The organism is Streptomyces sp. NPDC059247 (assembly GCF_042754005.1).
Lineage (GTDB): Bacteria > Actinomycetota > Actinomycetes > Streptomycetales > Streptomycetaceae > Streptomyces.
Genome location: NZ_JBHYZW010000006.1, coordinates 12,895 through 25,585 on the forward strand (window position 1 = coordinate 12,895; position 12,691 = coordinate 25,585).

A 12,691-nucleotide genomic window follows, 5' to 3' on the forward strand; every position below is an offset into this window, starting at 1 on the left:
GAGTCCCGGGCGGGGTTCCCCGTACGGGGTCCGTGCGGGGACTCCGTACGACTGCCCCTGCCCCTGTCCTCTGTCCCGTGGCTCCGTGGTCCTCACCTGGAGGGCCGTGCTTCCCCGTCCGTGGGGTGGCCGGTGTCCGGGGCGGGGCGGTCAGTCCAGGACGCCGAGGTCCTGGCGGGCCGCCGGGACCTCGACCATGCCCCGGTCGTCGAGGAGGGGCTGGACGGTGAACATCGGGACGCCGTCCTGCGGGAGCGACAGCATCCGCGACGCGTACACCTTGCCGCCGGAGACCGGTTCCACGGTCAGCGCGTAGGAGCCCTTGAGGCCCTCGGGGACGAGGTCGGTGACGGCGGTCGTCGTGCCCGCCTTCACGGTCACGGTTCGCGACACGGGCGTCCCCCCGGCGGACCCGGCCGAGGCGGTGATCTTCACCTGGGCGGCGGAGCCGACCGCCGTCAGGGCCAGTGTCGAGGCCTTGGCCCGGTTGTCGGCGACGGTCGCGCGGGCGGCGACCGGGGCCGTCGCGGGCACGAACGCGATCTCCGTGCCCGCTCCCTTGCCCCGGACGATCTGGAGCGCGGCGACGAACGGCACCGGCTTCTTCGGGTCGCTCGGGGTGAGGATCAGGGAGGCGGTCTGGCCCCGGGTGAGGTCCGGCAGGTCGAGGGAGGCCGTCATCCCGGACTTCACGAGGAGGCTGTCGGCGCCCGCCGGGACGATCGTGCCGGTCGCGGTGGCCAACTGGACCTTGAGGTCGGCGTCGTCGTCGCCGGGGACGTAGGCCGCCACGCGCACGGAGGTGGCGTCGGCCGGGATGCCGGGGAACACGGCGGTGCCCGCCGGGTCGGCGGAGGCCGGGAGCCAGTCCCCGCCGAGCTTCTCGTCGGAGGCGGCGAGGGCGGCGCCGATCCGGCCGCTGCGGGTGGTGACGTGGACGGTGACGTCCCACTGGCCGGGCTCGGCGGTCAGGGTGGACAGGAGGACCGGGACGGTGGAGCGGGCCGGGACCGGGATGCCCTCGGTGAACTGGGACTTGAGGGCGCCCTTGGCCCCGTAGAGCTGGATGTCGGCGACGGCCGCCGTGTCGTCCGGGTTGGTGAGGTGGACGTAGTCCTGGCGGCCCGTGGCGGTGGAGGCGGCCGGGAACCAGAAGTCGGTGTCGGGGACGCCGCAGGAGAGGCCGCGCAGACCGCGCGCGCCGCCCGCCGGGACGACGGTGGTCTGCTGGACGGTCCAGCCGGGGGCGAGGGAGCCGGTGGCGGCTCCGGCGAGCGCGGGGACGCCGCTGCCGTCGGCCTGGACGGTGACGGGCTTGCCGGGGGCGGTGACGGTGGCCGGGGCCTTGGCCGTCCCGGGCTTCTTGCCGGTGCCGTCGGCGGCGGCGTTCGCGGCGGGCCGCAGCTGGGCGGTGGCCCGCTCCGCCTTCCCGGCCTGGCCGTTCCGGTCCGTGCCCGTGCCCGGGGCGCTCGGCGGGGTGTACGAGGTGTAGAGGGTCTCGGCGATCTCGGAGGTGCTGGGGGCCGGGCAGACCACCGCGGCGCGCTGCACCGGCAGCCGGGCGGGGGCCTTGGCCTCGGGGGCGGCGGGGCCGCCGGGGGCGGTGAGGGACGCGAAGCCGGTGACGGCGGCGAGGGCCGTGGCGGCCGCGATCAGGGAGAGGGTGGTGCGCTTCACTGGTTGCTGCTCCCGTCGGGACGCTGCTGGTTCTCTCGGTCCTGGGCGTATCCCTGGCCGTAGCCGTACGGGTCGTAGCTCGGGGGGTTCTGGGGACCCTGGGGACTCCGGGGACCCTGGGGATTCTGGGGGTCGTAGTCCTGTCGGCCGTCGTACGCCTGCTGTCCCTCGTACTGCCGCCGCTCCTCGTACGTCGGCTGTCCCTCGTACGTCTGCGGCTGGGCGTAGCCCTGGTCCGGGTACGCCTGGTCGGGGTACCGCTGGTCCGGGTAGGGCTGCTGCGGGTCGTAGCCGTGCTGGGGGTACGCGTACGGCTGCTGCTGGTACGGGTCGGCGGAGTACTCCTGGCCGGGGTAGCCGGTCTGCTCGGCGTAGACCGGGGGCTGCTGCTGGGCGGGGACCCGCGGGTGTCCGGCGGTGTCCCACTCCTGGGGCTCGTACGTCTGCCGCTCCGGGGCGGGGGTCCCCTCCGGGTCGGTGCCGGGGTCTTCCGTCGCCGTCCCGGTCTCGGCCTCCGCCTCGGCGGCGGCGCGCAGTCGGCGGGCCCGGCGGCTGTCGCCCTCGGTGGCCTGGGCGGGGATCTCCGTCTCCTCCTCGGGCAGGTCGTCGTCGATCTGACGGCGGCGTCCGGGCAGGGCGAGGACGAGCAGGACGACCGCGAGGCCGGCCTGGATCCAGATCCACACGGTGTGGGTGAACGGCTGGTCGTACGTGACGTCGAGGCGACCGCCCCCGGCGGGCAGCTCGAAGCCCTGGGCCCAGCCGTCGACGGTGGTGCGGGGCAGTTCCTTGCCGTCGAGGGTGGCGGTCCAGCCGTCGTCGGCGCGGTCGGCGAGGCGCAGGACGCGGCCCGCGGGACCGGCCGGGACCTCGGTGTGCGCCTCGACGGGACCGGCGGCGACGGCGACCGGGGCGGCGGCCTTCGCGGTGTCGGCCGGGGCCGCATCGGGGTCCTTCGCGGCGGGCGGGACGATCATGATCCGGGCGATCTCGCGGTCGACGCGCCAGAGCGCGCTGCCGTCGAGCTGGCTGAGGCGGCTGAGACCGGGGGTGGAGTCGAGGACCCGGCCCAGTTCGCGCGGGGCGCCGTCGCGGACCAGGACGTAGCGGACGGCGTACCCGCTGAGTTCCTGGGTCTGGTCGGCGCCGGAGCCCGCGACCAGATGGGCGACGACGGAGTCGAGCCGCCGGTCGGGGTCGGCGGCGGCGGTGAGTTCGCCGTCGCCGAGGCGGGCGCCGGAGCCCCGGACCAGGGTGTAGGCGATCTCGCCGGGGGCGCCCGCGCCGAGGACGAGGGTGCGGGGCTGGTCGCGGGTGCCGCTCTCCTCGGCGACGAACGCCGGTACCTGCACGGGATCGCGGCGGGTCAGCGGGCCGTCGGCGCCACCGATCATCCAGCCGACGGCGGCGGCGGCCGGGCCGATGGCGCAGGCGAGGGCGATGAGGGCGGCGACGGGCTGGCGCCAGCCGAAGCCGTGGGCGGCGACGCGGGTGCGGCCCCCCTCGGCGCCGATCATGCCCGCGGCGATGAGGGCGGCGCCGTAGACGAGGGTGGCGGGTCCGGCCCAGCCGGTGCCGCCCGCGCCGTTCGACAGGACGGCGAGGAGGAGTCCGGCGAGGGCGGCGGCCCAGGCGGCGCGGACGGCGAGCTGCCGCTCCTCGCGGAGCAGTCCGGCCAGACCCGCGAGGACGAGGCCGAGCAGGAGGAGGCCGCCGGTGGTGCCGGGGCCGCCGGGGCTGGTGCCGAGCAGGTCGAGCGCGGTGGCCGTGCCCGTACGGACGTCGAGCCCGGCCTCGTGGAGGAAGGCGGCGGGGTCGGTCAGCAGGGTGAGCGACCAGGGCGCGAGGACGAGCAGCGGGGTGCCGACGGTGGCGAGGAAGCGCAGCCCGTACGCGGTGATGTCGGAGCGGCGGACGGCGAGCACGCCGAGCCCGAGGAGGACCGCGAGCGGCCAGACGACCGGGGTGAACGCGGTCGTGAGGGTGAGCAGGAAGGTGTACGCCCAGGTGGCGCGCCAACTGCCCCGGTCGGGCCGGTTGAAGCCGTGCGCGGCGACGGCGGCGCGGGCCGTGAGCGGCAGCAGGACCGCGAGGACCGCGGTGCCGAGGCGGCCGGTGGCGAGGGCGCCGGTGGCGGCGGGCAGGAAGGCGTACGCGATGGCGCCCCACGCGCGCAGGAGGCGGGACTCGACGATGCCCCGGGCGGCGAAGTACGCGGTGCAGCCCGCGAGCGGGACCGAGCAGACGAGCAGCAGGGTCAGCGCGGTGGAGGTGGAGCCGAGGAAGAGCGCGGAGAGCGCGGCCAGGACGGCGAGGTAGGGCGGGGCGCTCTGGGTGCCGCCGGTGCCGAGGGCGTGCCAGGAGTCGGCGTACCGCGACCAGAGGCCGGAGACGGTGTCGGGGGCGGGCAGCAGGGCACCGCCCGCGAGCGAGCCGCCCGCGAGGAGGTTGCGGCAGGCGACGAGGGAGATCAGGAGGAGCAGGGCGAAGAGGACCGGGCCCGGTTTGCGGGCGATCTTCTTCAGCCGGGCGAACTGCTCGACCTCCAGGTAGTCGGCGTCGTCGCCGCCGGGGCCCGACTCGACGACGCCGTGGCGGGAGCCGCCGGGCTCGGTCTCGGAGCCGCCGAAGTCGGCGGTGAACTGTTCGACGGCGGCGCGCACGGTGGCGCCGGGCGGCGGGAACAGCGGGCGGAGTTCGCTCGCGGGGACGGCCGGGTTCTTACGGCGCTTGCGGGCGGCGAGGATCTTCTCGGGGCGCAGCAGGGTCGTGAGGAGGCCCATGAGTTCGTCGACGGCCTGGACGGGGGCCTTGCCGACGAGGTAGGCGAGGGTGCGGAACAGGGTGCCGAGGACGAGACGGACGAAGACGTACGGGAGGGCGGCGCCCCGGGTGTTGGCGAGGAGGGTGTGGACGGCTCCGGCCTTGTCGACGCGGTGCGGGTTGGCGGCGGTGCGTCCGGCGCAGTCGACGGTGCGGCGCTCGCGGGCGGCGGCCTCGGCGTGCCGGAGGACGGCTCCGGGGGCGACGAGGACGCGGTGGCCCGCGGAGTGGGCGCGCCAGCACAGGTCGACGTCGTCGCGCATGAGGGGCAGGCGGCGGTCGAAGCCGCCGAGTTCCTCGAAGACGTCACGGCGGATCAACATGCCCGCGGTGGAGACGGAGAGGACGGAGCGGACCTGGTCGTGCTGGCCCTGGTCCTGCTCGCGGCGGTCGAGTCCGGTCCAGCGGCGGCCACTGCGGGCGATGGAGACACCGGCCTCCAGGAGCTGCTTGCGGTCGTACCAGCCGCGCAGTTTGGGGCCGATGACGGCGGCGTCCGCGTCGGAGTCGGCGACGCGGAGGAGTTCGGCGAGGGCGGTGGGCTCGGGGGCGCAGTCGTCGTGGAGGAGCCAGAGCCACTGGACCGGTTCGCCGTGCGGGAGTTCGGGGAGGTCGTACGCCTCGTCGTTCCACGTCCGGCTGACGGGGTCCCAGCCGCTGGGGCGCTTCAGATAGGGCAGGTCCTCGGCTCCGAGCAGGGGCGCGGTGCGGGACGCCTCCTCGACGGCGGCGCCGAAGCCGGTGCGGCGCGCGAGGTGCAGGACGCGGTCGGCTCCGAGGGCGTCGGCGAGGAGCTGGGCCGAGTCGTCGGCGCTGCCGGTGTCGGCGGCGACCGCGTTCTGCACGGGGCGTTCCTGGGCGAGCAGCCCGGCGAGGGCGTCCGGCAGCCAGCGTGCGCCGTCGTGGGTGACGAGCACGGCGGTGACGACGTGTCGCGGAAACTCAGGAGTTGAGGACATCGAGCTACGGGCCCTCCGGCCGGGGTCGCCCGCGGGGGGCGTGGGGTGCGTCTCGGACGGAGGCCCACACTAACGGCTGCGCGCGGAGCGGTCCGCCGCCCTGTGGACAGAGCGGGAGGAACGTGCCCCTCGCCTGTGGACAGGGACGGGAAAGGGCCTGGGGTGGACGGGGGACGGACGGGGTGGTCCATGGACGGGCGCGATGCACGGACCGGCACGGTTCATCAACGGGCGCGGTCCACGGACGGGAACGGTTCACGCGCGGCGCGAGGGCCGGGCTCCCGGGTGCCCGTGACGGTCTTCCGGGGAGACGCGGAACGGTCCGCCGCCTGTGGATGACGCACAGGGGGCGGACCGTTCCGTGGTGGTCTGCGGGGCGCGGTGTGCGCGTCGGGGCGCGGGGCGCCCGGCGGGCCGTGCGCCGTTCAGACGGCGGCCTTCTTCAGCCGGCGGCGCTCGCGCTCGGAGAGACCGCCCCAGATGCCGAACCGTTCGTCGTTCTGGAGGGCGTATTCAAGACACTCCGAGCGGACCTCGCAGGCGAGGCAGACCTTCTTGGCTTCGCGGGTCGAGCCGCCCTTCTCGGGGAAGAAGGACTCGGGATCGGTCTGGGCGCACAGTGCGCGCTCCTGCCAGCCGAGTTCTTCGTCCGCGTCCTCGACCAGCAGTTCCTGGAACAACTCGGTCATGTGCGCCCCTCGTCTGTTCTGTGCGTCCTCGTGGTGTCGCCGTCGCGTGCCCGGCCGAACGACACGAGTGAAATTACAAGTTTGTGCTCTGCGTGAGTCAAGCCGAGATCTGCTATTGGGTCCGGTATTCACTCTGCGGAACCAAGCGTATGCGGAAAGTGTTCAAATCACCAAAAACGTGACACAAGGCGCCAGCCCGACGATGCCGGGCACCTTCACCGGGAAAGACGTCCGGGGCGTGGATCCTGTTGCGATCCGGCCAGGGAAGCGAGCCGAATCACAGTCCGGTCACGCACGCCCGTCCGGCGGACCCGTCCGGCCCGTCGAAGCGCCGTCTGTCCTGGTCGGCGCGTGAACAAACCTTTCTCCACGCACAGTAACCGGATGAGTGAAACATTACCGTCAAATCGGGCATTGGGTTGACAGTCGGGTGGGCTTCCGGCCACCTTTGGTGGCATGTCAGCGACCGCAGCGCTCTCCGCGACCCAGCAGCATGGGTTCCGCGACGCTGTCCAGGCGCGCTGTTGCTGTTGCTGTCCCAGCTGTTGATGCCGTAGAGCTCCAGCTTCTCCTTTCAGCGTCACCCTGCGTCACTCGCGTCACCACTTCTCCGTGACCCCCCACCGCTTCTGTTTCTGCTGAGGAACCTCCCCACCCATGAACATGGACAGCGACCTTCAGATCGCCGGCGACATCCTCGAGGTCCCGCACCTCCTCCAGCCCGAGCGCGCCCACCCCGTCACCGTGGCCGAGTTCGCCGGGCTGGCGCGTTCCCTCGCCGCCGACCGCTCCCAGTGGGCCCCGTACGTCGAGTACGACACCACCACCCGCTGGTACCACCGGCTGCGCACCGGCCCCGGCTACGAGGTGTGGCTGCTCTCCTGGGTGCCCGGCCAGGGCAGCGGGAGCCACGACCACGGCCCCTCCTCCGGGGTGCTGGCCGTCCTGGAGGGCGAGCTGACCGAGCGCACGGACCGGGGCGCGCGGACGCTCACGCCCGGCGGGGAACGCGTCTTCGCGCCGGGGTACGTCCACGAGGTCGTCAACGACTCCCTCGAACCCGCCGTCAGCCTGCACGTCTACTTCCCGGGCCTCACCGAGATGCCGATGCACGAGTCGCCGCGCGCCCGGTGCGCCCCGGCCGCCCCTGAGGCCGTCGTCGCCTGACGGCCTGACAGACTGCTGCCCATGCGCATTGTGGTTCTGGCAGGCGGCATCGGTGGTGCCCGTTTCCTTCGCGGTCTCAAGCGGGCCGTGCCGGACGCGGAGATCACGGTCATCGGCAACACCGGTGACGACATCCATCTCTTCGGGCTGAAGGTCTGCCCCGACCTGGACACCGTGATGTACACCCTCGGCGGTGGCATCGACGAGGAACAGGGCTGGGGCCGCCGCGACGAGTCCTTCACCGTCAAGGGGGAACTCGCGGCCTACGGGGTCGGGCCCGAGTGGTTCGGGCTCGGCGACCGGGACTTCGCCACCCACATCGTCCGTACGCAGATGCTCGGCGCGGGCTATCCGCTGAGCGCCGTCACCGAGGCGCTGTGCGCCCGCTGGCGGCCCGGCGTGCGCCTGCTGCCCATGTCCGACGACCGCGTCGAGACGCACGTGGCGATCGAGGTGGACGGGGAGCGGCGCGCGGTGCACTTCCAGGAGTACTGGGTGAAGCTGCGCGCCTCCGTGGACGCCGAGGCGATCGTGCCGGTCGGCGCCGAGACCGCGAAGCCCGCCCCCGGCGTCCTGGAGGCCCTCGCCTCGGCGGACGTCATCCTCTTCCCGCCGTCCAACCCCGTCGTCAGCGTCGGGACGATCCTGGCCGTGCCCGGCATCCGCGAGGCGGTCGTCGCCTCGCCCGCGCCGGTCGTGGGCCTCTCCCCCATCGTCGGCGACGCACCCGTGCGGGGCATGGCCGACAAGGTGCTCGCGGCGGTCGGCGTGGAGTCCACGGCGGCGGCCGTCGCCCGGAACTACGGCGCCGAGCTGATCGGCGGCTGGCTCGTCGACACCGTCGACGCGGACGCGGTCGCGGACGTCGAGGCGGCGGGCATCCGCTGCCGGGCGGTCCCGCTGATGATGACCGACACCGACGCGACGGCCGCGATGGCACGGGAGGCGCTGGCGCTCGCCGAGGAGGTGCGCGGATGACCGGCGCGCCCCCCTCGTACCGCGTGTGGGCGCCGCTCGGGCTGCCCGAGGTGGCGGCCGGTGACGACCTGGCGAAGCTGATCGCGGGGGCCGTGCCGGAGCTGGCCGACGGGGACGTCCTCCTGGTCACCTCCAAGATCGTGAGCAAGGCCGAGGGCCGGGTGGTCGCCGCCGCCGACCGCGAGGAGGCCATAGACGCCGAGACCGTACGGGTGGTGGCCCGGCGGGGCGGCCTGCGGATCGTCGAGAACCGGCAGGGGCTCGTCATGGCCGCCGCCGGGGTCGACGCCTCCAACACCCCGGCGGGGACGGTCCTACTGCTGCCCGAGGACCCCGACGCCTCGGCCCGCCGCATCCGGGCGGGGCTGCGGGAGGCGCTCGGCGTGGACGTGGGCGTCCTCGTCACCGACACCTTCGGGCGCCCCTGGCGCGAGGGGCTGACCGACGTGGCGATCGGGGCGGCCGGGGTGCGGGTCCTCGACGACCTGCGGGGCGGGACGGACGCGCACGGCAATCCGCTGAGCGCGACCGTGGTCGCCACCGCCGACGAACTCGCCGCCGCCGGGGACCTGGTGAAGGGCAAGACGGCCGGACTGCCGGTCGCCGTCGTCCGGGGACTTCCGCACGCGGTCGCGGAGGACGACGGGCCGGGCGCGCGGGCGCTGCTGCGCCGGGCCTCCGACGACATGTTCCGGCTGGGCACCTCGGAGGCCGTACGGGAGGCGGTGACGCTGCGGCGGACCGTACGGGAGTTCACCGGCGAGCCGGTCGATCCGGGGGCGGTACGACGGGCGGTCGCGGCGGCGGTGACGGCGCCCGCGCCGCACCACACGACGCCGTGGCGGTTCGTCCTCCTGGAGTCGGCGGCCTCACGGACCCGGCTGCTCGACGAGATGCGGGACGCGTGGGTCGCGGACCTGCGGCGGGACGGGAAGTCCGAGGAGTCCGTCGCCAAGCGGGTGCGGCGCGGGGACGTCCTGCGGGCCGCGCCCTACCTGGCCGTGCCCTGCCTCGTCATGGACGGCTCCCACCACTACGGCGACCCGCGCCGGGACACCGCCGAGCGCGAGATGTTCGTGGTCGCGGCGGGCGCGGGCGTGCAGAACTTCCTGGTGGCGCTGGCGGGCGAGCGGCTGGGCTCGGCGTGGGTGTCCTCGACGATGTTCTGCCGGGACGTCGTACGGGAGGTCCTCGGCCTGCCCGCCGACTGGGACCCGCTGGGCGCGGTGGCGATCGGCCACCCGGCGACGGCCCCGAGGGAACGGGCCGCCCGGACGGCGGCGGAGTTCATCGAGGTGCGGTAGCCCGGGGGCGCCCGCGCGGAAAAGGCGTGCCGTCGGGCGGACCGGGGCACTAGCCTTCGCCTCGGCCGAGTGCGATCGGGGGGGCCATGTCCACGTCCAGCGGTCCGGGGCTCAGACGGTGTGTCGTCTGCGCGCAGCCCGTCAGCGCGAAGAAGCTCGTCCTCGTCGGTGACCGGCGGCCCGCGCACCGCGCGTGCCGCCCGGTGACGGGCGTGCCCGTCCGGGCGGCGGTCGCGGCGGCCACCAGGACCGCCGCCACGAAGCCGAAGCCCCCGAAGCCGATGAGCCGGGCCGAGATGCTGCGCCGGATCGAAGAGCTGCGCGCCCGGGACGCGCGCAAGGCCCGGGACGCGGAGAGGGAACGGGCCGCGAAGAAGGCGGCCACGGCGGCGAGGAAGGCCGCCGCGAGGGCCGCCGCGTCCGCCGGGAGGGTCGCGGGGAAGGCCGCCGTGTCCGCCGGGAGCGTCGCCGGGAAGGCCTCCGTGTCCGCAGGGAAGGCGGCCCCCGCGAAGAAGACGGCCGCCCCGAAGAGGGGCTCCGCCGGGAAGGCCGCTCCCGGACGGGGCCGGACGCCCTCCGCGCCCGGCGGCGGGGCCGGTGGCCAGGCTGCCGCCGCGCCCCCGCCGTACTACGGCGTGGAGATGAAGCGGATCGGCGGCCGATGGGTGCAGCTGCATCCGGACTCGGAGTAGGCGCCGGGAGGTGCTGGGAGCCGTGCCGGGGACCGGCTTTTTTCGGGTGTCCCCGGTCCTCCCGGCTCTCCGAGTTCTCCGGCTTTCTCCCGGTCCTCCGGGTCCTCCCGGCCGGGCTCAGATGCGGGTGATGTCGCCCGGGGTCATCCTCGGTGCCCTGCGGGGCGGGACGCGGTCGCTGAGGAGGATCAGGCGGACGGCGCGGTGGCGCTGGCCCGCGTAGGGGGCCAGGAGCTCCAGCATGGTGGCGTCGTCGGCCGTGCGGTCGCCCGCGAGGGCCCAGCCGACGATGCCCGGCAGGTGCAGGTCGCCCGTGGTGACCTCGTCCGGGGCGCCGTTGCTGCGCTGGACCGTCTCGGCGCTCGTCCAGGGGCCGATGCCCGGGACCCGTTCCAGGCGCTCGCGGGCCGCCGCCGGGTCCATCGCCGCGGCCTCCTCCAGCCGGGCGGCCACCCGTGCCGCGCGGACGATCGTCGCCGAACGGCTGCCGTCCACGTTCGCGCGGTGCCACTCCCAGGAGGGGATCGCCGCCCACCCGCGCGCGTCCGGCATCACGTACATCCCGTCGGGGGCCGGGCCCGGCGCGGGCTCGCCGTACTTCCGCAGGAGCAGCCGCCAGGACCGGTAGGCCTCGTCCGCCGTCACCTTCTGTTCGAGGACCGTGGGGATCAGCGTCTCCAGGACCAGACCGGTCCGGGTGAGGCGGAGCCCGGGGCGGCGCCGGTGCGCAGCCAGGAGCAGCTTGTGCCGGGGGACGAAGGCCCCGGGGTCGTCCTCGGCGCCGAGCAGCGCCGGGAGCCGGTCCAGGAGCCAGGGGCCGCCCGCGCCCCACGCCTCGGCGACGGCCCGCCCCTCGCGGACGGCGACCCGGAGCGTGCCGGGTCCCTCCGGGGTCCGGCTGGCCCGCCAGACGGAACCGTCCGGGGTGACCCGGAAGGCGGGGTCGGCGGGACCGCGCCGGAGCGGTCCGAGCGTGAGCCCCGGATCGAACGGGGCGTCCCCGGCGAACGGCACCACCACCTGCCCACCGCGCGCACGGGCGCGGGTGGGGCGAGCGGGGGGCGGAAAACGGCCGGCCATGTACGCGAGGGTAGTCGGACCGGGGGGAAGACCGGGCGGCCCGACGGACCCGGGGGGGCGTCGGGCGGCCCACCGGAGCGGAGCCGACAGGCGCCGTCGTACGGCCCCGGGCCCCCGGCCCTGGTCCGGTGGAGCCTCTCCCGGTGAGCCGCCCGGCGGGCCCCGCCGGGACCGGGTCCTACTGGTCCGAGGAGAAGCGGACCGCGCCCGGGGGGAGGGTCGCGTCGCACCAGATCCTGATGCCGTCGCGGAGTTCGTTGTCCGCGCCCACCTGGGCACCGTCGCCTATCACCGCGCCGGTGAGGACCGTACGGGCACCGATGCGGGCGCCCGCGCCGATCAGGGAGTCGGTGATCACCGCGCCGGGCTCGACCACCGCGCCCGCGAGGAGCGTCGAGCCGCTGATCCTGGCGCCCTCGCCGACCACCGCGTCGGCGCCGACGACCGTACCGTCGGTCAGCTTGGCGTCCGGGGCGACCCGGGCCGTCGGCAGGACCAGCCGGTCGCCGCAGCGGCCCGGCACCGCGGGCGACGGGGCGCGGCCGAGGACCAGATCGGCGGAGCCGCGCACGAACGCCTGGGGGGTGCCGAGGTCCAGCCAGTACGTGGAGTCGACCATGCCCTGGAGGTGGGCGCCCCCGGCGAGCAGCTGCGGGAAGGTCTCCCGCTCGACGGAGACGGGCCGCCCGGTGGGGATCGTGTCGATGACCGAGCGCCGGAAGACGTACGCGCCCGCGTTGATCTGGTCGGTGACGATCTCCTCCGGCGTCTGCGGCTTCTCCAGGAAGGCCGTGACGCGCCCGGTGGCGTCCGTGGGGACCAGCCCGAAGGCGCGCGGGTCGTCGACCCGGGTGAGGTGGAGCGAGACGTCCGCGCCGGAGTCGGCGTGGGTGGCGACCAGCGCCCGGATGTCGAGACCCGTGAGGATGTCCCCGTTGAAGATGAGGACCGGGTCGTCGGGGCCGGACCTGAGCCGGGACGCCACGTTGCGTATCGCGCCGCCGGTGCCCAGCGGCTCCTCCTCGGTCACGTACTCCAGGCTCAGCCCGAGCGAGGAACCGTCGCCGAAGTGCGGCTCGAAGACCTCGGCCAGATAGGAGGTGGCGAGCACGATGTGCTCGACGCCGGCGGCGCGGGCGCGGGCCAGCTGGTGCGTCAGGAAGGGGACGCCCGCCGCCGGAACCATGGGCTTGGGCGTGTTGACCGTGAGCGGTCGCAGCCTCGTTCCCTTGCCACCGACCAGGAGGATCGCTTCAGTCACCTTGTCGTCTCTGCTTCCTGTTCGGGGCCGGCCGGCTCGCCCGTCTCGGTCGTCCGTGCGA

General features: G+C 74.9%; 9 protein-coding genes. 4 read left to right on the top strand and 5 right to left on the bottom strand.

Going from position 1 to position 12,691, the window contains the following annotated elements:
- Positions 1-150: 150 nt before the first annotated feature.
- From ACFXGN_RS13655 to ACFXGN_RS13665, 3 genes are all read right to left on the bottom strand, one after another.
- A complete protein-coding gene (locus tag ACFXGN_RS13655) occupies positions 151-1,677 on the bottom strand; it encodes a DUF5719 family protein (RefSeq protein ID WP_384857781.1) in 1,527 nt (508 codons plus the stop codon).
- A complete protein-coding gene (locus tag ACFXGN_RS13660; protein WP_384857783.1) occupies positions 1,674-5,459 on the bottom strand; it encodes a glycosyltransferase in 3,786 nt (1,261 codons plus the stop codon). Before ACFXGN_RS13660 ends, ACFXGN_RS13655 begins: the two co-directional genes overlap by 4 nt.
- Positions 5,460-5,884: 425 nt before the next feature.
- Positions 5,885-6,148, bottom strand: a complete 264-nt coding sequence (locus tag ACFXGN_RS13665) for a WhiB family transcriptional regulator (protein ID WP_015033978.1) — start codon at positions 6,146-6,148, stop codon at positions 5,885-5,887.
- A 657-nt stretch (positions 6,149-6,805) separates the two neighbouring features.
- Here ACFXGN_RS13665 and ACFXGN_RS13670 point away from each other — a divergent pair.
- From ACFXGN_RS13670 to ACFXGN_RS13685, 4 genes are all read left to right on the top strand, one after another.
- A complete protein-coding gene (locus tag ACFXGN_RS13670; RefSeq protein WP_384857785.1) occupies positions 6,806-7,315 on the top strand; it encodes a cysteine dioxygenase in 510 nt (169 codons plus the stop codon).
- A 21-nt stretch (positions 7,316-7,336) separates the two neighbouring features.
- A complete protein-coding gene (gene cofD / locus ACFXGN_RS13675) occupies positions 7,337-8,293 on the top strand; it encodes a 2-phospho-L-lactate transferase (RefSeq protein WP_384857788.1) in 957 nt (318 codons plus the stop codon).
- Complete coding sequence (locus ACFXGN_RS13680; protein WP_384857791.1) at positions 8,290-9,597, top strand: coenzyme F420-0:L-glutamate ligase; 1,308 nt, start codon at positions 8,290-8,292, stop codon at positions 9,595-9,597. Before cofD ends, ACFXGN_RS13680 begins: the two co-directional genes overlap by 4 nt.
- Positions 9,598-9,683: 86 nt before the next feature.
- On the top strand, positions 9,684-10,289 hold the full coding sequence (locus ACFXGN_RS13685) for a hypothetical protein (RefSeq protein WP_384857794.1): 606 nt from the start codon (positions 9,684-9,686) through the stop codon (positions 10,287-10,289).
- Positions 10,290-10,406: 117 nt separating this feature from the next.
- On the opposite strand, the gene ACFXGN_RS13690 is transcribed toward ACFXGN_RS13685, so the two are convergent.
- Both ACFXGN_RS13690 and ACFXGN_RS13695 read right to left on the bottom strand, forming a co-directional pair.
- Entirely contained in the window at positions 10,407-11,369 is a 963-nt protein-coding gene (locus tag ACFXGN_RS13690) for a DNA-3-methyladenine glycosylase family protein (RefSeq protein ID WP_384857797.1), read from the bottom strand.
- A gap of 178 nt (positions 11,370-11,547) precedes the next feature.
- Positions 11,548-12,630 (bottom strand): sugar phosphate nucleotidyltransferase, encoded by a 1,083-nt coding sequence (locus ACFXGN_RS13695; RefSeq protein ID WP_384857800.1) that lies wholly within the window; start codon positions 12,628-12,630, stop codon positions 11,548-11,550.
- Positions 12,631-12,691 lie beyond the last annotated feature (61 nt).